Source organism: Burkholderia sp. AU15512, assembly GCF_002223325.1.
Lineage (GTDB): Bacteria > Pseudomonadota > Gammaproteobacteria > Burkholderiales > Burkholderiaceae > Burkholderia.
This window is the reverse complement of record NZ_NKEX01000001.1, coordinates 13,287-32,927: the sequence shown is the minus strand read 5'-3', so window position 1 is coordinate 32,927 and position 19,641 is coordinate 13,287. Positions and strand designations below refer to the sequence as shown.

19 protein-coding genes are annotated in these 19,641 nt (G+C 67.9%); 17 read left to right on the top strand and 2 right to left on the bottom strand.

Features of this window, described 5'->3' with window-relative positions; all coding sequences use genetic code 11:
• Nucleotides 1-50: 50 nt before the first annotated feature.
• Entirely contained in the window at nucleotides 51-977 is a 927-nt protein-coding gene (locus tag CFB43_RS00175) for a LysR family transcriptional regulator (RefSeq protein ID WP_085041246.1), read from the bottom strand.
• A 140-nt stretch (nucleotides 978-1,117) separates the two neighbouring features.
• Between CFB43_RS00175 and CFB43_RS00170 the strand changes: the two genes are divergently transcribed.
• The 17 genes from CFB43_RS00170 (at nucleotide 1,118) to CFB43_RS00090 (ending at nucleotide 18,989) form a co-directional block, all read left to right on the top strand.
• Entirely contained in the window at nucleotides 1,118-1,594 is a 477-nt protein-coding gene (locus tag CFB43_RS00170) for a CidA/LrgA family protein (RefSeq protein WP_089493792.1), read from the top strand.
• Between the two features lie 13 nt (nucleotides 1,595-1,607).
• A complete protein-coding gene (locus CFB43_RS00165; RefSeq protein WP_039351943.1) occupies nucleotides 1,608-2,330 on the top strand; it encodes an LrgB family protein in 723 nt (240 codons plus the stop codon).
• 237 nt (nucleotides 2,331-2,567) lie between these two features.
• Nucleotides 2,568-3,104 (top strand): flagellar basal body-associated protein FliL, encoded by a 537-nt coding sequence (gene fliL / locus CFB43_RS00160; protein ID WP_089424119.1) that lies wholly within the window; start codon nucleotides 2,568-2,570, stop codon nucleotides 3,102-3,104.
• A gap of 22 nt (nucleotides 3,105-3,126) precedes the next feature.
• Entirely contained in the window at nucleotides 3,127-4,125 is a 999-nt protein-coding gene (gene fliM, locus CFB43_RS00155; RefSeq protein ID WP_069246733.1) for a flagellar motor switch protein FliM, read from the top strand.
• On the top strand, nucleotides 4,118-4,609 hold the full coding sequence (gene fliN / locus CFB43_RS00150) for a flagellar motor switch protein FliN (RefSeq protein WP_069246732.1): 492 nt from the start codon (nucleotides 4,118-4,120) through the stop codon (nucleotides 4,607-4,609). The genes fliM and fliN overlap by 8 nt, the downstream gene beginning before the upstream one ends.
• Complete coding sequence (fliO, locus tag CFB43_RS00145; RefSeq protein WP_089493791.1) at nucleotides 4,606-5,169, top strand: flagellar biosynthetic protein FliO; 564 nt, start codon at nucleotides 4,606-4,608, stop codon at nucleotides 5,167-5,169. The genes fliN and fliO overlap by 4 nt, the downstream gene beginning before the upstream one ends.
• Nucleotides 5,170-5,205: 36 nt before the next feature.
• A complete protein-coding gene (gene fliP / locus CFB43_RS00140) occupies nucleotides 5,206-5,967 on the top strand; it encodes a flagellar type III secretion system pore protein FliP (protein WP_089455315.1) in 762 nt (253 codons plus the stop codon).
• A gap of 20 nt (nucleotides 5,968-5,987) precedes the next feature.
• Nucleotides 5,988-6,260: a flagellar biosynthesis protein FliQ gene (gene fliQ / locus CFB43_RS00135; RefSeq protein WP_039351961.1), complete on the top strand. Its 273-nt coding sequence runs from the start codon at nucleotides 5,988-5,990 to the stop codon at nucleotides 6,258-6,260.
• A 23-nt stretch (nucleotides 6,261-6,283) separates the two neighbouring features.
• Nucleotides 6,284-7,066: a flagellar biosynthetic protein FliR gene (gene fliR / locus CFB43_RS00130; protein WP_089493790.1), complete on the top strand. Its 783-nt coding sequence runs from the start codon at nucleotides 6,284-6,286 to the stop codon at nucleotides 7,064-7,066.
• Nucleotides 7,067-7,231: 165 nt separating this feature from the next.
• Nucleotides 7,232-8,236: an ABC transporter substrate-binding protein gene (locus CFB43_RS00125; RefSeq protein WP_089493789.1), complete on the top strand. Its 1,005-nt coding sequence runs from the start codon at nucleotides 7,232-7,234 to the stop codon at nucleotides 8,234-8,236.
• Between the two features lie 121 nt (nucleotides 8,237-8,357).
• Nucleotides 8,358-9,155, top strand: coding sequence for an ABC transporter ATP-binding protein (locus CFB43_RS00120; RefSeq protein ID WP_089493788.1), 798 nt, complete (start codon nucleotides 8,358-8,360; stop codon nucleotides 9,153-9,155).
• A gap of 37 nt (nucleotides 9,156-9,192) precedes the next feature.
• Nucleotides 9,193-10,050, top strand: a complete 858-nt coding sequence (locus CFB43_RS00115) for an ABC transporter permease (protein ID WP_089438879.1) — start codon at nucleotides 9,193-9,195, stop codon at nucleotides 10,048-10,050.
• A gap of 88 nt (nucleotides 10,051-10,138) precedes the next feature.
• On the top strand, nucleotides 10,139-11,506 hold the full coding sequence (locus CFB43_RS00110) for a sensor histidine kinase (protein WP_089493934.1): 1,368 nt from the start codon (nucleotides 10,139-10,141) through the stop codon (nucleotides 11,504-11,506).
• 13 nt (nucleotides 11,507-11,519) lie between these two features.
• Nucleotides 11,520-12,197: a response regulator gene (locus CFB43_RS00105; RefSeq protein ID WP_041492705.1), complete on the top strand. Its 678-nt coding sequence runs from the start codon at nucleotides 11,520-11,522 to the stop codon at nucleotides 12,195-12,197.
• A 281-nt stretch (nucleotides 12,198-12,478) separates the two neighbouring features.
• Nucleotides 12,479-13,609, top strand: coding sequence for a porin (locus tag CFB43_RS00100; protein WP_089493787.1), 1,131 nt, complete (start codon nucleotides 12,479-12,481; stop codon nucleotides 13,607-13,609).
• A gap of 335 nt (nucleotides 13,610-13,944) precedes the next feature.
• Nucleotides 13,945-15,963, top strand: coding sequence for a site-specific DNA-methyltransferase (locus tag CFB43_RS00095; RefSeq protein WP_089493786.1), 2,019 nt, complete (start codon nucleotides 13,945-13,947; stop codon nucleotides 15,961-15,963).
• Nucleotides 15,963-18,989: a type III restriction-modification system endonuclease gene (locus tag CFB43_RS00090; RefSeq protein ID WP_089493785.1), complete on the top strand. Its 3,027-nt coding sequence runs from the start codon at nucleotides 15,963-15,965 to the stop codon at nucleotides 18,987-18,989. Before CFB43_RS00095 ends, CFB43_RS00090 begins: the two co-directional genes overlap by 1 nt.
• A gap of 256 nt (nucleotides 18,990-19,245) precedes the next feature.
• On the opposite strand, the gene CFB43_RS00085 is transcribed toward CFB43_RS00090, so the two are convergent.
• Entirely contained in the window at nucleotides 19,246-19,626 is a 381-nt protein-coding gene (locus CFB43_RS00085) for a hypothetical protein (protein ID WP_089493784.1), read from the bottom strand.
• Nucleotides 19,627-19,641: the final 15 nt, after the last annotated feature.

The following is a 19,641-nucleotide window of genomic DNA, read 5'->3' as shown; positions in this document are numbered from 1 at the left end:
GGCGGCTGTTGCGCCCGCCTCGTTCGCTTGACCACCCGCTTCGGCGGGCCTCACTCCCTCGCCCGCAACCCACCAAACGCCAGATCGTCACCCGGCGCGATCGGCAGCGTCGCCCGCGCCACGTCGAGCCACGCGCGCGCCGCGTGCGACAGATACCCCTTCTTCAGCCAGCCGAGCGCGATCGCCCACGTGATCTCCGGCTCGACGATCGGCCGGCACGTGAACTGGCCCGCGTCGAGCCGCCGGCAATACGGCTCGGGCAGCAGCGCAATGCCGACCCCCGCATGCACGAGCGCGGCCATGAAATCCCAGTGGCCGCTGCGGCTCACGATCGACGGCGTGAAGCCGGCCTGCCGGCACGCATCCAGCACCGCGTCGTGCAGCGCGAGACTTTCCGCGTAGAACACGAACGACTCGCGCGCGAGATCCGCGAGCGGCACGGCCGCGTGATCCTCCCAGCGCGATTCGCGCGGCGCGACGAGCCACAGCGGCGCGCGCACCATCGGCAGCCGCTCGAAGGTGCCGGGATCGACCGGCTCCAGCAGCCCGCCGAGTTCCAGCTCACCCGACGTCAGCGCGGCCTCGATCATCCGCGCGCCCTGCTCGAACAGCTTCAGCTCGATGTTCGGATAGCGCTGCTTGTAGGCAGCGATGATCGGCGTGAACAGCGAGCCGCCGAGCGGCGGGATGCCGATCGTCAGCTCGCCGCGCCCGAGCGTGCCGAGATCGTTCAGCTCCGACTGCAGCTGCGCCTGCGCGGCGAGCACGTCCTGGCCGCGCTGGAACACGATCCGCCCCGCGTCGGTCAGCACCATCTGCCGACCGTCGCGCAGCAGCAGCGGCGAGCCGATCTCGTCCTCGAGCGCCTTCACCATCTTGCTGATGGTCGGCTGGGTCACGAACAGCTTGTCGGCGGCCGCCGTGAAACTCTGCTGGCGAACCACCTCGACGAAGTACCGCAACGCGCGCAATTCCATCGATGACTCCCCAAAGTGGTGCGGCGATCAGAAAACGAATTCCGAATTGGAATGACAAGGATAGAGACAAGTCATTTTATTTATGGTTAGGGGAAACCCTATACTCCCACCATCAACGGAATATCTGTAGGGAGCCCGCCATGACCAAGCCGACCGCCGCACTCGCCGCCCGCCCCGCCGCTTCGGGCAGCCTGGCCCGCACGGGCCGGATCGCGCTGCAGGCCGCCGCGCTCGGCGTGCTGTGGATGGCGGTCGACTGGGCCGTGCGCAAGATCGGGCTGCCGATTCCGTCGGGCGTGATCGGCCTTGCGGTGCTCCTCGTGCTGCTGTTCTCGGGCCGCGTCGCGCCCGCCTGGGTGAAGGACGGCGCGAACTGGCTCCTGTCCGACATGCTGCTGTTCTTCGTGCCGGCCGCCGTCGCGGCCGTGCAGTACGGCGGGCTGTTCCGCGAGGACGGCTGGCGCATCGCGCTGGTGATGCTCGCCGGCACCGCATTCGTGATGGTCGCGGTGGCCGTCGCGGTCGACCTCGCCGCAAAGCTCGAGCGCCGGCTCGCCGTGCAGCGCGTGTTCGCCGAACGCCGCCGCACGCGCCTCACCGCCGCGTCCGCCCACTGAGCCGGAGCCTGCCATGCTTGCCGCATTGTCGAACCTGTCCGCCGACCAGGCGAACACCGCGATCTCGTTCGGCTGCTTCGTGCTGACGGTCGTGCTGTATTTCGCGTCGAAGCGGCTCTACGCGTACAAGAAGACGCTGCTGTTCTCGCCGCTCGTGTTCGTGCCGGGCGTGCTGGTGCTGCTCGTCCTGCTGACCGGCATCCCCTATTCGGTCTACTTCCACGACACGCGCTGGCTGATGTGGCTGCTCGGCCCGGCGACGATCGCGTTCGCGGTGCCGATCTACGACTATCGCGACCTGATCCGCCGCCACTGGCTGTCGCTGTCGGTCGGCGTCGCGGTCGGGATCTGTGCAGGCGTGTGCGGGTCGCTGCTGCTCGCGAAGCTGCTGCACCTGTCGCCCGAGCTGCAGCGCTCGCTGATGACGCGCTCGGTGTCGACGCCGTTCGCGCTCGCCGTATCGGACAAGATCCACGCGCCGAAGGATCTCACCGCGCTGTTCGTGATCGCGACCGGCATCTGCGGGATGCTGCTCGGCGAGCTGGTGCTCGCGCTGGTGCCGATGCGCACGCGGCTCGCGCGCGGCGCGCTGTTCGGCGCGGCCGCCCACGGCGTGGGCACCGCGAAGGCGCGCGAGATCGGCAGCGAGGAAGGCGTCGTGTCGAGCCTGACGATGATGATCGCGGGCGTCGCGATGGTGCTGATCGCGCCGCTCCTGACGCTGCTGCCGATCTGACCGGGCGGCGGACGCCCGCCAGGCGCCGGCCCGGCCTGGCGCAATCGTCCCTGCCGCCAGCGGCGCGGGAGTTCCGCGCGGCGGGTACGGCGCTCACGCCTCACCCCACCCGCTTCAGCCGCCCGCCCCGGCGGCCCTTTCCGCCCCCGCTTACCCTGCATCCGGCCGACAATCGGCTGAGATAGCCGCAAATCCCCCCTCTTTTCCGCCCATCGGGCTCGGCCCGGATGCCGAACAATGCATGCTACGAGACATCACGCACGCATTCACATGGCCTCCACGACCGCAAACCCGACCGCCGACAAGCCGGCTTCCTCCGGCAAGTTCAAGCGCATCGCGCTGATCGCCGTCATCGCGCTGGGCGCGGCAGCCGCCGCAGCCGGCGGCATGTACGTGTTCCTGAGCAAGGAAGGCGTCGGCCATGCGAGCAAGCCCGCCGAGCCGGCGCCGCTGGCCGCGCCGGTGTTCTTCCCGCTCGACCCGCTGACCGTGAACCTGCAGTCCGACGACGGCGCGCAGCACTACCTGCGCGTCGGCCTGTCGCTGAAGCTCACCGACTCGAAGGCGCAGGAGCAACTGACCGCGCGGATGCCGGAGATCCGCAGCCGGATCCTGCTCGCGCTGTCGAACAAGCATCCCGAGGAACTCGCGACGCCGGACGGCAAACGTTCGCTCGCGAAGGAACTGCGGGAGCTGATCGAGCAGCCGACGCAGCCGGGCAACCAGCGCGCGAAGGTCGACGACGTGCTGTTCACCGAGTTCGTCGTCCAGTAACGCGGCCGAGAAAGGAGCGCGTATGGGTCACCAGGAGTTCATGTCCCAGGAGGAGGTCGATGCCCTCCTCAAGGGCGTCACGGGCGAAGCCGATTCAGTCGACGAACAGCGCGACACGTCGGGCGTCCGCCCCTACAACATTGCGACGCAGGAGCGGATCGTCCGCGGCCGGATGCCCGGCCTCGAGATCATCAACGACCGCTTCGCGCGCCTGCTGCGGATCGGCATCTTCAACTTCATGCGGCGCACGGCGGAAATCTCCGTCAGCCAGGTGAAGGTGCAGAAGTACAGCGAGTTCACCCGCAACCTGCCGATTCCGACGAACCTGAACCTGGTGCACGTGAAGCCGCTGCGCGGCACGTCGCTGTTCGTGTTCGACCCGAACCTCGTGTTCTTCGTCGTCGACAACCTGTTCGGCGGCGACGGGCGCTTTCACACGCGCGTCGAGGGCCGCGACTTCACGGCCACCGAGCAGCGGATCATCGGCAAGCTGCTGAACCTCGTGTTCGAGCACTACACGACCGCGTGGAAGAGCGTGCGGCCGCTGCAGTTCGAATTCGTGCGCTCGGAAATGCACACGCAGTTCGCGAACGTCGCGACGCCGAACGAGATCGTCATCGTCACGCAGTTCTCGATCGAGTTCGGGCCGACGGGCGGCACGCTGCACATCTGCATGCCGTACTCGATGGTCGAGCCGATCCGCGACGTGCTCGCGTCGCCGATCCAGGGCGAGGCGCTCGAAGTCGACCGCCGCTGGGTGCGCGTGCTGTCGCAGCAGGTGCAGTCCGCCGAGGTCGAGCTGACCGCGAACCTCGCCGAGATCTCGTCGAACTTCGAGAAGATCCTGAACCTGCGCGCGGGCGACGTGCTGCCGCTGGAAATCGAGGACACGATCACCGCGAAGGTCGACGGCGTGCCGGTGATGGAATGCGGCTACGGAATTTTCAATGGTCAATATGCGTTGCGCGTGCAGAAGATGATCAGCGCGGGCGATTCGATGAAGGAAGGTGGATATGAGTGAGCTGAACCAGACGCCCGAGGACGACGCACAAGCGATGGCCGACGCGGCCCTCGCGGCATCGGCCGCCGCCGCGCAGGCGGCACCGGCCGCGGCGGAAGAAGATCCGGGCATGGACGACTGGGCGGCCGCGCTGGCCGAGCAAAACGAGCAGCCGGTGCCGGCCGGTGCGACGGGCGCCGGCGTGTTCCAGCCGCTGTCGAAGGCCGCGGCAAACACGACGCACAACGACATCGAGATGATCCTCGACATCCCGGTCAAGATGACCGTGGAGCTCGGCCGCACGAAGATCGCGATCCGCAACCTGCTGCAGCTCGCGCAGGGTTCGGTCGTCGAGCTGGACGGCATGGCCGGCGAGCCGATGGACGTGCTCGTGAACGGCTGCCTGATCGCGCAGGGCGAGGTCGTGGTGGTCAACGACAAGTTCGGCATCCGCCTGACCGACATCATCACGCCGGCCGAACGCATCCGGAAGCTGAACCGGTGAACGTAGTGATGCCCGGCCGCCGCGCGCGCAGCGTGATCGCGACGGCGGCTGCCGCGGCCATTGCGGCGTCGCTCGCCACCGCGCCGGCAAGCGCCGCCGACATGAACGCGGTGAACCACCCCGGGTCGATCGCATCGAGCGTGATGGTCGGCTCGGCCGCACCGTCGCTCGGCTTCGGCGCGGTGCTGCAGACGCTGGTCGGGCTCGCGGTCGTGATCGGTCTCGTGTTCGCGTGTGCCTGGCTCGCGCGCCGCTTCGGCTTCCAGCATGCACGCCGCGGCGGCCCGCTGAAGGTCGTGTCGAGCGTCGCGGTCGGCGCGAAGGAAAGCGCGACGATCGTCGAGATCGGCGATACCTGGCTCGTGCTCGGCGTCGCGCCGGGCAACGTGCGATTGCTGCACACGCTGCCGGCCGGCTCGGCGGCGGCCCCGGTTTCCGCTGACGCGCCTGCCGGCGCCGCCCCGTCCGACGGCGGCCTGCCCGGCACGTTCGGCTCGCGGTTTCGCGACGCGCTCGCGGGCGAAGCCGCGAAGCGCCTCGGTCGCGGCACGGACCGCTGACATGGCAACGCGCCCTCTTTCCGACCCCGCATTCCGATGAAACACGCCTTCCTGCATCGCGCGGCGCGCCTCGCGCCCGTGCTGATCCTCTGCCTCGCCCCCGCGCTCGCGTATGCGCAGGCGAACGGCCTGCCCGCGTTCAACGCGAGCCCGGGCCCGCATGGCGGCACCACGTATTCGCTGAGCGTGCAGACGATGCTGCTGCTCACGATGCTGTCGTTCCTGCCGGCGATGCTGCTGATGATGACGAGCTTCACGCGCATCATCATCGTGCTGTCGCTGCTGCGCCAGGCGCTCGGCACCGCGACGACGCCGCCGAACCAGGTGCTCGTCGGCCTCGCGATGTTCCTCACCTTCTTCGTGATGTCGCCGGTGCTCGACCGGGCGTACAACGACGGCTACAAGCCGTTCTCCGACGGCTCGATGCCGATGGAGCAGGCCGTGCAGCGCGGCGTCGCGCCGTTCAAGACCTTCATGCTGAAGCAGACCCGCGAGACCGATCTCGCGCTGTTCGCGAAGATCTCGAAGGCCGCGCCGATGCAGGGGCCCGAGGACGTGCCGCTGTCGCTGCTGGTGCCGGCGTTCGTCACGAGCGAGCTGAAGACCGGCTTCCAGATCGGCTTCACGGTGTTCATCCCGTTCCTGATCATCGACATGGTCGTCGCGAGCGTGCTGATGTCGATGGGGATGATGATGGTGTCGCCGTCCACCGTGTCGCTGCCGTTCAAGCTGATGCTGTTCGTGCTGGTCGACGGCTGGCAGCTGCTGATCGGCTCGCTCGCGCAGAGCTTTACGTAAGCCGCGGAGGAACACGCACGATGACGCCCGAACAAGTGATGACGCTCGCGCACCACGCGATGATGGTCGGCCTGCTGCTGGCCGCCCCGCTGCTGCTGGTCGCGCTCGCGGTTGGCCTGGTCGTGAGCCTGTTCCAGGCCGCGACGCAGATCAACGAGGCGACGCTGTCGTTCATCCCGAAGCTGCTCGCGGTCGCCGCGACGCTCGTGATCGCCGGCCCGTGGATGATGACGACGATGCTCGACTACCTGCGGCAGACGCTGCTGCACGTCGCGACCCTCGGCGTCGGCTGAGCCGCGCGCACCACCCGGCGGCGATGTTCTCGGTTACCTACGCGCAGCTCAACGGCTGGCTCACGGCGTTCCTGTGGCCGTTCGTGCGGATGCTCGCGCTCGTCGCGACCGCGCCCGTCGTCGGCCATGCGGCAGTGCCCATCCGCGTGAAGATCGGCCTCGCCGCGTTCATGGCGCTGGTCGTCGCCCCCACGCTCGGCGCGATGCCGGACGTCACCGTGTTCTCCGCGCAGGGCATCTGGATCGTCGTCATGCAGTTCCTGATCGGCGTCGCGATGGGCTTCACGATGCAGATCGTGTTCGCGGCCGTCGGGGCGGCCGGCGATTTCATCGGGCTGTCGATGGGGCTCGGCTTCGCCACCTTCTTCGATCCGCACACGAGCGGCGCGACACCCGCGATGGGCCGCTTCCTGAACGCGATCGCGATGCTCGCGTTCCTCGCGGTGGACGGCCACCTGCAGGTGTTCGCCGCGCTCACCGCGTCGTTCCAGTCGCTGCCGGTGTCGGCCGACCTGCTGCACGCGCCCGGCTGGCGCACGCTCGCGGGGTTCGGCACGACGGTGTTCGAGATGGGGCTGCTGCTCGCGCTGCCGGTGGTCGCGGCGCTGCTGATCGCGAACCTCGCGCTCGGCATCCTGAACCGCGCGGCGCCGCAGATCGGCGTGTTCCAGGTCGGCTTTCCCGTCACGATGCTCGTCGGGCTGTTGCTCGTGCAACTGATGATCCCGAACCTCGTGCCGTTCGTGGCGCACCTGTTCGACATGGGGCTCGACGCGATGGGGCGCGTGCTGACCGGCTGGCGCTGAGCGCCTGCCGCCCCGTTTCCCGCCTGTTCCGGCCCTCCGTTGCTGGAAAACCCCTAAAGGAACCGCCAACCCGCGAAAGGTTGCAGAAGGTTTCGCCTCCCTATACTCGTCGTGACGATGCAGCAAGCATCGCGCCATACGAATACAACGAAGGAGACGATCCCGATGCGACCCATCCTGCGCACCCTCGCCGTTGCAGCCAGCCTCAGCTGCGCGCTCGCCGCTCACCCCGCTTTCGCCGACGACGGCGGCAAGATCACGATCATGGTCGGCGGGATCGCGAAGCTCATCTACCTGCCCGCACGGCTCACGCAGGAGCTCGGCAACTTCAAGGCCGAAGGGCTCGACGTCGAGCTGCTGTCGCAGCCGGCCGGCGTCGACGCCGAGAACGAACTGCTGGCAGGCGCCGTGCAGGGCGTCGTCGGCTTCTACGACCACACGGTCGACCTGCAGAGCAAGGGCAAGGACGTGAAGGCGATCGCCGTGCTCTGCCAGGTGCCGGGCGAAGTCGAGATGGTGTCGACCAAGGCCGCGCCGACCTTCAAGTCGATGGCCGACTCGAAGGGCAAGACGCTCGGCGTGACGGGCCTCGGCTCGTCGACGAGCTTCCTCACCCAATACCTTGCGCTCCAGCACGGCGTGCAGTCGACCCAGTACACGATGCTGCCGGTCGGCGCCGACGCGAGCTTCATCGCCGCGATCAAGCAGGGCCGTATCGACGCCGGCATGACGACCGAGCCGACGGTGTCCGCGCTCGAGAAGATGGGCGACGCGAAGGTGCTGGTCGACCTGCGCACGCTGGAAGGCACGCGCGCCGCGCTCGGCGGTACCTATCCGGCCGCGAGCCTGTACGTGCAGTCGGCCTGGGCCGATTCGCACAAGGATCAGGCGACCAAGCTCGCGCACGCGTTCGCGAAGACGATGCAGTTCATCCACACGCACAGCGCCGATGAAATCGCCGCGAAGATGCCGGCCGACTACCAGAAGGACAAGGCGCTGTACGTGAGCGCGCTGAAGGCGTCGCTGCCGATGTACACGGCCGACGGCAAGATGCCGGCCGACGGCCCGGCCACCGTGCTGAAGGTGCTGTCGGCGTTCAACCCGTCGGTGAAGGGCAAGCACATCGACCTGGCGCGCACCTTCACGAACGATTTCGTGAACGCGAAGTAATCGAACTCGGCAGTCGCGCCGGCGGCGGCGATCCCGCCGCCGTGCGCTCCCCGTTCCGGCCCGGTTGACCGGCCCGGCGCCGCCACGCTGCGACGCTCTCCTCACCCGCAGGATCAATGCGATGAATCAGGCAGTTTCCCCGAGCACACCGGCGATCGAGTTTCGCAATGTGTCGTGCCGCTTCATTTCGCCGGAAGGCAAGGCTACCGTCGCGCTGCGCGACTTCAGCATGAGCGTCGCGCGCGGCGAGTTCATCGCGATCGTCGGGCCGACCGGCTGCGGCAAGTCGACGACGCTGAACCTGATCACCGGGCTGCTCAAGCCCGCAACGGGCGAAGTGCGCGTGATGGGCCGGCCGGTCGACGGGATCGACCCGCGCATCGGCTTCGTGTTCCAGGCCGACGCCGTATTTCCGTGGCGCAACGTGATCGACAACGTCGCAGCGGGCCCGCTGTTTCGCGGCCGCTCGAAGGACGTCGCGTACGCGCAGGCCGAGGAATGGATCCGCAAGGTCGGCCTCGACAAGTTCACGAAGCACTACCCGCACCAGCTCTCCGGCGGGATGAGAAAGCGCGTCGCGCTCGCGCAGACCTTCATCAACCAGCCGGAAATCCTGCTGATGGACGAGCCGTTCTCCGCGCTCGACATGCAGACGCGCACGCTGATGCAGGACGAGCTGCTGCAGCTCTGGTCCGCGAACAAGGGATCGGTCGTGTTCGTCACGCACGATCTCGAGGAGGCGATCGCGCTGGCCGACCGCGTGTTCGTGCTGACCGCGCGGCCGGCCACGCTCAAGCGCGTGGTCGAGATCGACCTGCCGCGCCCGCGCGTCACGTCGGAGATCCGCTACGACACGCGCTTCATCGAAATTTCCAAGGACATCTGGCACGACCTGCGCGAAGAAGTGCAGATCGGCTGACGCATACGCTCAAGGCAAGGACCGCAAGGACAGGAGCATGACCGACATGACGCTTCCCCCCACCGCCATTCCGGCAACGTCGCTCGAGGACGAGTCGCGCGCCGCTCAAACCCGCCTGCGCCGCCGGCGGCAACTGATCATCGGCCTGCGGATCGCCGTACTCGTGATCGTGCTGGGCGGGTGGGAACTCGCCGCACGGCTGAAGTGGATCGATCCGTTCTTCTTCTCGCAACCGACGCTGATCTTCGCGCAGATCCAGGACTGGTTCGTGAACGGCACGTCGCAGGGCCCGCTGCTCACGCAGGTGTGGGTCACGCTCGAGGAAACCGGCATCGGCTTCGTGATCGGCTCGGTGGCCGGCGTGATCTGCGGGATCGTGCTCGGCCGCAACAAGCTGATGGCCGACGTGTTCGGCCTGTACATCCAGATCGCGAACTCGATCCCGCGCGTCGTGCTCGGCTCGATCTTCGTGATCGCGCTGGGCCTCGGGATGGCGTCGAAGATCGCGCTGGCCGTCGTGATGGTGTTCTTCGTCGTGTTCGGCAACGCGTTCCAGGGCGTGCGCGAAGCCGACCGCTACCTGATCGCGAACGCGCAGATCCTCGGCGCGTCGCGCCGGCAGATCACCACGTCGGTCGTGATCCCGTCCGCGCTGAGCTGGATTCTCGCCAGCCTGCACGTGAGCTTCGGCTTCGCGCTGGTCGGCGCGGTGGTCGGCGAATTCCTGGGTTCCAAGCAGGGCATCGGCCTGCTAATCTCCACCGCCCAGGGCGCGTTCAACGCGAGCGGCGTGTTCGCGGCGATGATCGTGCTGGCGGTGGTTGCGCTGGCCGCCGACTACCTGCTGACGTGGCTCGAGAAGCGGCTGCTGAAGTGGCGCCCCGCGGCGTTCTGAACGCCGCAGACGGACGCCTGACATGACACACCCGACCGCGCCGGCGCTCCCGGCGCGGTTCGGCATTTCGGAGAAGGAGCGCAACGGGATGGCGCACAGCCTGCGCGGACGGCTGCTGTGGTGGCTGCTGCTGCCGCTCGCGGTGTTCGTGCTGATCGCCGGCGCGATGTCATACGACACCGCGCGGACCACGGCCGCGCTCGTGCAGGACAGCGCGCTCGTCGCGTCGGCGCGCACGATCGGCGAGGACATCGAATGGCGCGACGGGCGGCCGGCGGCCGACGTGCCGCCCGCCGCGCTGGAGATCTTCGAATCGCCGTCGCGCGACTCGGTGTTCTACAAGGTGATCGACGGCCACGACGGCCTGCTCGCCGGCAATCCTGCGCTCGACCTGCCGGCACGGCACGGCGTCGAGCCGACGCTGTACGACACGTCGCTCGACGGCGTGCCGCTGCGCGCGGTGGCCTATGACCGTCAGCTGTACGACGAGGGGCAGATCGAGACGGTGACGGTGGTCGTCGCGAAGACGACGCGTTCTTACGGCGCGATGGTCGCGACGATCTGGCGGCCGCAGCTCGTGCGTCTGTCGCTGATGCTGGTGCTCGCGGTGGTGCTCGTCTATCTCGGCCTCACGCTCGAGCTGCGCCCGCTGATGAAGCTGAAGGACGACGTGGCCGACCGCGGCCCGATGGAGCTGGAGCCGATCCGCCCCGAGCGGCTGCAGCACGAGTTGCGGCCGATCGTCGACGCGATCAACCAGTGCATCGCGCGGCTCAACACGCACACGGCCACGCAGCGCCGCTTCATCGCGGATGCCGCGCATCAGCTGCGCACGCCGATCGCGGTGCTCGATACGCAGATCCAGTACGCGCAGCAGCGCGGCAACGACGATCGTGAACTCGCATCGGTGCTCGACAGCATGCAGCGCAGCAGCCGCAAGATGGCCGACGTGACCGACAAGCTGCTGCTGCTCGCGCATGCGGAAGCGACGCCGTCGACGCTGCTGACCCATCGCGTCGATCTCGCGGCCGTGGTGTCGAGCGTGCTGGAGGAAACGATCGTGCTCGCGCAGCAGCGCAATATCGATCTCGGCGCCGATCTCGGCGAACGGCTCGACGTCTCCGGCAGCGACAGCCTGCTGACCGCGCTGGTGATGAACCTCGTCGACAACGCGGTGCGCTATACGCAGCCCGGCGGCTGCGTGACGGTCTGCGGCCGCCGCGACGGCGACGCGATCGTGCTCGACGTCGTCGACAACGGCCCCGGCATCCCGGCCGAAGCGCGGCCGCACGTGTTCAAGCGGTTCTACCGCGTGTCGGCCGACACCGAAGGCTCGGGCCTCGGGCTCGCGATCGTCCGCGAGATCGCGCAGGCGCACGGCGGGAGCGTGTCGCTCGCGCCGGGGGCCGGCAATCGCGGTATCGTCGTGACTGTATGGCTGCCCGCCTACGATTGAAGAGAACGCCGTCATGAAACTCCTGCTGGTCGAAGACAACGCCGAACTCGCGCACTGGATCGTGAACCTGCTGCGCGGCGAGGATTTCGCGGTCGATTCCGTCGGCGACGGCGAGCGCGCCGACACGGTGCTGAAGACCGAACGCTACGACGCGGTGCTGCTCGACATGCGCCTGCCCGGCATCAGCGGCAAGGAGGTGCTCGCGCGGTTGCGGCGCCGCAACGACAACGTGCCGGTGCTGATGCTGACCGCGCACGGTTCGGTCGACGACAAGGTCGACTGCTTCGGCGCGGGCGCCGACGACTACGTCGTGAAGCCGTTCGAATCGCGCGAGCTGGTTGCGCGGATTCGCGCGCTGATCCGCCGGCAGGCCGGCGTCGGCACGACGCAGCTCGTGTGCGGCGATCTCGTCTACGCATTCGGCACGCGCGAATTCCGCTGCGGCGAAACGGTGCTCGCGCTGCGCCGCCGCGAGCACGCGATCCTCGAAACGCTGATGCTGCAGCAGAACAAGACGGTGTCGAAGGCCCGCCTGATGGACAGCGTGTTCGCGCTCGACGACGAGCCGAGCGCCGACGCGATCGACATCTACATCCACCGGCTGCGCAAGCATCTCGCGGGCAGCACGGCCGAGATCATCACGCTGCGCGGGCTCGGTTACATCCTGCGCATGAAGAGCACGCAGGACTGACGGGCCGCTTCGCGCGCCCTGAATACCGATTCGTAGCACGAAACGTCATCGATGCATGCCGGCGCCCCCGGCTTGCCTGCTTCCGTCCGCCTGCCCGATCCGCGATGGTTGCGCGTTCGGTGTTTTCACCGATCCGATTCTTGCGGCCGGGAAAGCGTCGTGAAGGATTGCACCCTCTACGATGCTACGCGTCGGCCCTCTCGCTGTGGCCGGCAAGAGTCGGCATACATTGCGTACTGCCAACGACCAGATTCCAATGCGGCAGCTCGGAGGAGACGATCTTGAAACGAAAAACCCTTGCCCTTTCCATCGCGGCGGCTGGCCTGTGCGCCGGCACCCAGGCGCATGCGCAGTCGAGCGTGCAGCTCTACGGCCTGATGGACCTGAGCTTTCCGACCTACCGGACCCACGCCGACGCGAACGGCAATCACGTGATCGGGATGGGCAACGCAGGCGAGCCGTGGTTCAGCGGCAGCCGCTGGGGCCTGAAGGGCGCTGAAGACATCGGCGGCGGCACGAAGATCATCTTCCGCCTCGAAAGCGAATTCGTGGTCGCGAACGGCCAGATGGAAGACGAAGGCCAGATCTTCGACCGCGACGCGTGGGTGGGCGTCGAGGACGAGCGCTTCGGCAAGCTGACGGCCGGCTTCCAGAACACGATCGCCCGCGATGCGTCCACGATCTACGGCGATGCGTACGGTTCCTCGAAGCTGTCGACCGAGGAAGGCGGCTGGACCAACTCGAATAACTTCAAGCAGATGATCTTCTACGCGGCCGGCCCGACCGGCACGCGCTACAACAACGGCATCGCGTGGAAGAAGCTGTTCAGCAACGGCATTTTCGCGAGCGCCGGCTACCAGTTCAGTAACTCGACCGCGTTCGCGACCGGCTCCGCGTACCAGGTCGCGCTCGGCTACAACGGCGGGCCGTTCAACGTGTCGGGCTTCTACAACCACGTGAACCACGACGGCTACCGGAACCAGACGTTCTCGGTCGGCGGCAACTACACGTTCGACATCGTGCGCCTGAACGCCGGCTACTTCCGCTACAACGGCGACCAGGGCTCGCTCGGCCAGCGTCACGACGATTCGTGGACGGTGTCGATGAAGATCGCGCCGAAGGGCGCGCTCGACTACGAGCTCGGCTACCAGCAGATGCGCATCAAGAACGCCGCGAACAACGCGGACGGCTTCACGCCGAACGCCAACCTCGGCGCGTTCAGCCTGACCAACGGCGTCGCCAACGGCTTCAAGGAGACGATCTACGGGTCGGTGTTCTACCACCTGAGCAAGCGCACCGAGGTGTACCTGGCCGGCGACTACATGAAGCTGCACGGCGGCTACACGGTGTCGTCGACGTTCGGCGCGAAGAACCAGCTCGAACTGACGTCGGGCATCCGCACGCGCTTCTGACCTGAAACGGGGCCAGACGGGCCCCGCCGCACCTCCGTCCGGGATTCTCCATGCGGGCACGCCGGCGCTTGGCGCCGACCGTGCCCTTTTTTTCGTCCTTTCCGGTGCGCTCCGGCGACGCCCACCAGGCACCTGCCGGCCGGCCACGCGACAACCGGCCCGAAGCCGCTGGCGGCCCGTCCGGCGGGCAATCGCGGCCGATGCCCGCACGATCGCCCCACATCGGCGCTTGACCTCGGCCGGGTGACTCGATAGCGTTTCGGGTTTGCCCGGGCGGCCGTTGCCGCCGGTGCCGTGAGCACGCCCGACGTCCTGGCGCGCGCGGCCGGGCTCCGATGGAAAAGACGATGCAGAAACTCGATGCGGCCAGCCCGCAGGCGATGTCGACGGATTTCACCGCCGACAACGTCGCGCGCCTGAAGGCGCTGTTCCCCGAACTCGTGACCGAGGGCCCCGACGGCGCGTCGGTCGACGTCGACGTGCTGAAGGCGCTGGTCGGCGACCGCACGGTCGGCGACGCCGACGAGCGCTACGGCTTCCACTGGCACGGCAAGCGCAGCGCGCGCCAGGCCGCGCTCACGCCGTCGACGGGCACGCTGCGACCCTGCCCCGACGACAGCGTCGCGTGGGACGACACGCGCCATCTCGTGATCGAGGGTGACAACCTCGACGTGATGAAGCTGCTGCACAAGAGCTACGCGGGCAAGGTGAAGCTCGTCTACATCGACCCGCCGTACAACACCGGCAGCGATTTCGTCTATCCGGACGACTTCAGCGACAGCATCCGCCACTACCTGGCGATGACCGGACAGACCCAGGGCGGCGTGAAGCGCAGCACCAACACCGAGGCGAACGGCCGGTTCCACACCGACTGGCTGAACATGATGTATCCGCGCCTGAAGCTCGCGCACGCGCTGCTGTCCGACGAAGGGCTGATCGCCGTGCACATCGACGAGCATGAAGTGCATGCGCTGGTGCTGATGCTGCGCGAGATCTTCGGCGAGGAGAACGAGCTCGGCGTGGCCGTGTGGGACAAGCGCAACCCGAAGGGCGACGCGCGCGGCGTCGCGTACCAGCACGAATCGCTGGTGCTGTTCGCGCGCAACGCCGAGACACTGCTCGAACAGGCGCCGCTCAAGCGTCCGAAGCGCAATGCGCAGCGCATGCTCGACGCCGCGCACGACGCCGTGTACCGCAGCGGCAACGCGAAGGACGCGCAGAAGGCGTACCGCGCATGGATGAAGGCGCAGACCAACCTGTCCGGCGGCGAGGTGATGTACGACCGTCTGTCGCCGGAAGGCCGCGTGTACCGCCTCGTGTCGATGGCCTGGCCGAACAAGAAGAAGGCGCCGGACGAGTATTTCACGCCGCTGATCCACCCGGTCACCGGCAAGCCGTGCGCGATGCCGGCGCGCGGCTGGCGCAACCCGCCCGCGACGATGCAGGCGCTGATCGAGCGCGGCCAGATCGAATTCGGCGCGGATGAAACCACGCAGCCGCAGCGGATCTACTACCTCGACGAGAACATGTACGAGAACGTGCCGTCGGTGCTGCCGTTCGCGGGCTCCGACGACGCGCTGCTGAAGACGCTCGGCATCCCGTTCGACCTGCCGAAGCCGGTCGATTTCGCCGCGGCCGTGATCGGCTGGTGCACGCGCGGCGACGACATCGTGCTCGACTGCTTCGCCGGCTCCGGCTCGACCGGCCACGCGGTGATGCAGGTGAACGCGACCGACGGCGGCGCGCGCCGCTACATCCTCGTGCAGCTGCCCGAGGCGCTCGACCGCCGCGACAAGACGCAGACGGCAGCCGCCGACTTCTGCGCGAAGCTGAAGAAGCCGCTGACGCTCGCCGAAATCACGAAGGAGCGCCTGCGCCGCGCCGCGCAACAGGTCGCGCGCGACTATCCGGAAAGCTATGGCGACCTCGGCTTTCGCGTGTACCGGCTCGACACGACCAACGTGATCGAGTGGGACCCGCGCCGCGACGACTTCGACCACGCGCTCTTCGCGTCCGTCGAGCACGTGAAGACCGGCCGCACCGAGGACGACCTGCTCGCCGAGCTGACGCTGAAGCTCGGCCTCGACCTGTGCACGCCGGTCGAGCATCACCCGGTGGCGGGCAAGACCGTGCACCTCATCGGGCGCTCGATCGTCGCGTGCTTCGATGCACGCATTTCGCGCGACGACGCGGGGCCGCTGGCCGACGGCATCGTCGACCTGCTCGATGCGACCGGCACGACGCACGACGTCACGTGCCTGTTCCGCGACAGCGGCTTCGTCGACGACGTCGCGAAGCTCAATCTCGCCGCGCTGCTCGAACAGCACGGCGTGAAGCGCGTGCGGAGCCTGTGATGCGGCTGCATTTCGAAGCGGATCTCGACTACCAGCGCGAGGCGATCGACGCCGTCTGCGACCTGTTTCGTGGCCAGGAATCGTATCGCGGCGACTTCAGCGTGCTCGCGAACGCCGCGCCCGGCACGACGGCCGCCGCGCAAGGCTCGCTCGGCTTCGCGGTGTCGGAACAGGGCGTCGGCAACCGGCTGTCGCTGACCGACGACGCGCTCGCGCGCAATCTCGCCGACGTGCAGCTGCGCGGCGGGCTGCCGCCGTCCGGCCTGCCCGGCTCGCGCGACTTCACCGTCGAGATGGAAACCGGCACCGGCAAGACCTACGTGTACCTGCGCACGATCTTCGAGCTGAACCGCCGCTACGGCTTCACGAAGTTCGTGATCGTCGTGCCGTCGATCGCGATCAAGGAAGGCGTGCACAAGACGCTCGCGATCACCGAGGATCACTTCCGCGCGCTGTACGCCGGCGTGCCTTACGACTACTTCCTGTACGACTCCGCGAAGCTCGGCCAGGTGCGCCACTTCGCGGCGAGCGCGGCGATCCAGATCATGGTGATGACGGTCGCGGCGATCAACAAGAAGGAAATCAACAACCTCTACAAGGACAGCGAGAAGACCGGCGGCGAGAAGCCGATCGACCTGATCCGCGCGACGCGGCCGATCGTGATCGTCGACGAGCCGCAAAGCGTCGACGGCGGGCTCGAAGGCCGCGGCCGCGAAGCGCTCGCCGCGATGGCGCCGCTCTGCACGCTGCGCTATTCGGCCACGCACGTCGACCGTCATCACATGGTGTACCGGCTCGACGCGGTCGACGCGTACGAGCGCAAGCTGGTCAAGCAGATCGAGATCGCGTCGGCGATCGTCGAGGATGCGCACAACAAGCCGTATGTGCGGCTCGTCGGGGTGTCGAACCGGCGCGGCGCGATCAGCGCGCGCATCGAGCTCGACGTCGCGACGACGGCCGGCGTGAAGCGCCAGATCGTGTCGGCCACCGACGGCGACGATCTCGAACGCCTGACCAAGCGCGCGCTGTACGCGGGGCTGCGGATCGGCGAAGTCCATGCGGTGAAGGGCGCCGAATACGTCGAGCTGCGCCATCCGGAAGGCGAGGCGTTCCTGTCGCTCGGCGAGGCGTTCGGCGACATCGACACGCTCGCCGTGCAGCGCGAGATGATCCGCCGCACGATTCGCGAGCATCTCGACAAGGAGCTGCGCCTGGCCGAACGCGGCGTGAAGGTGCTGTCGCTGTTCTTCGTCGATTCGGTCGAGCGCTATCGCCGCTACGACGAAAACGGCATGCCCGCGAAGGGCGACTACGCGCTGATCTTCGAAGAGGAATATGCGCGTGCGGCGCGCGTGCCGGCTTATCACGCACTGTTCGACGGCGTCGACGTGGCGCTCGAAGTCGGCCGCGCGCACAACGGCTACTTCTCGATCGACCGCAAGGGCGGCTGGACCGACACGAGCGAAAGCAGCGCCGCGGCGCGCGAGAACGCGGAGCGTGCGTACGGCCTGATCATGCGCGAGAAGGAAGCGCTGCTGTCGTTCGACACGCCGCTGAAGTTCATCTTCTCGCACTCGGCGCTGAAGGAAGGCTGGGACAACCCGAACGTGTTCCAGATCTGCACGTTGCGCGACATCCAGACCGAACGCGAGCGCCGCCAGACGCTCGGCCGCGGGCTGCGCCTCGCCGTCGACCAGGACGGCGAACGCGTGCGCGATCCGGGCGTGAACACGCTCACCGTGATCGCGACCGAGCGCTACGAGTCGTTCGCGGAGAACCTGCAGAAGGAAATCGAGGCCGATACGGGCATCCGGTTCGGGATCGTCGAGGAACACCAGTTCGCGGCGCTGCCCGTGCAGGAAGGCGACGGGCCCGCGCATGCGCTCGGCGTCGAGCTGTCGCGCGTGCTGTGGAACCACCTGCACGAGCAAGGCTACGTCGACGCGCAGGGCAAGGTGCTCGACCGGCTGAAGGATGCGCTGCGCCAGAGCGCGCTGGTGCTGCCGGAGGCGTTCGAGATGCTGCGCGCGCCGATCGTCGCGACGCTGCGCAAGCTGTCGGGCCGCTTTGCGGTGCGCAACGCGGACGAGCGCCGTGCGATCGCGCTGCGGCGCGATGCGTCGGGCAAGGCCGTCGTGTTCGGCGAGGATTTCCGCGCGTTGTGGGACCGCATCCGCCATCGCACCGTGTACCGCGTCGAGTTCGACAACGCGAAGCTCGTGCGCGACTGCGCGGCCGCGCTGCACGACGCGCCGGACATCGCGCGCGCCCGGCTGCAGTGGCGAAAGGCCGAGATCGACATCGGCAAGGCCGGCATCGAGGCGATCGAGGTGGCCGGCGCCGGCACGGTGCTGCTCGACGAAGGCGAGCTGCCGCTGCCCGACCTGCTCACCGAACTGCAGGACCGCACGCAGCTCACGCGCCGTTCGCTCGCGACGATCCTGGCCGACAGCGGCCGGCTCGAGGATTTCCGCGTGAATCCGCAGCAGTTCATCGCGGTCGCGGCCGATGCGATCAACCGCTGCAAGCGGCTCGCGCTCGTCGCGGGCATCGCGTACCACAAGCTCGGCGAGCGTCATGTGCATGCGCTCGAATCGTTCGAGAGCGAGGCGCTGACCGGCTACCTGCGCAACTTGCGGCCCGATGCGCAGAAGTCGATCCACGAGGCGGTCGTGTGCGAGACGGATGCGGAGCGTGCGTTCGCCGATGCGCTCGAGGCGCACGACGGCGTGAAGCTGTACGCGAAGCTGCCTGCGTGGTTCCGCGTGCAGACGCCGCTCGGCAGCTATCACCCGGACTGGGCGGTGCTCGCGGAACAGGACGGCGGCGAACGGCTGTACTTCGTCGTCGATACGCCGAATGCGGACGGCCACGTGCCGAGCGAGCACGAGCGGGCGAAGCTCGCGTGCGGTGAAGCGCATTTCCGGGCGCTGGTGGACGGTGACGGCGCGGCGCGCTTCGTGCGCGTCAGGCAGGCGGACGCGTTGTTTGAACCTGCAGTGCCCCTGGCGAGCGCCGGGCGCTGAAACGAAGGGCGGCGATGAGCCGCCCTTTTTTATCGGCTTTCTCGACGCGGCCTGGCGCGCTCGTCATGCGCGCGCCTTGCGCCGATTTCCGGTCTGTTACACGCGTGTAAGCGATCCGTATTCGCGCCCGTTCGCGGCGCGGTTACCGCTGGTTGCAAATCGGGTCGGCACGATGTTTTCGCGCGACAGCCGCGTTGCATTCCCGCCATGAAAAAAGGGCGCCGAAGCGCCCTTCCGTCACGATTGCGCGCCGCGCTTAAAGCGTGCGGCCCAATGCGTGGCGATGCGAATGATGCGTGGACGTCGACACGTGCGTCGTGTGGCCATGCGCATGGGCGTGCGTGTGACCGCGGCCCGGCTGCGCGCCGGCGCGATCGGCGATCGTGTCGGAGCGGTCGGCCGCGCGCGACAGGCCCTTGTCGCGGTCGCCCGCGTGCATGCCGTTCGAGTTGCTCAGCGCCTGGCCGCTCATGTGGCCAGCGGACATGCCGCCTGCATTCCCGCCCAGGCCACCTGCACCATGACCGCCACCACCACCGTTTCCACCGCCATTGCCGCCGGCTGCGGCATACGCGGACACCGTGCCGAGCGCGAGCAGCGCGGCCGTCAGTACGGACAGATATCGTTGCTGTTTCATCTTGTGCTCCCTGGA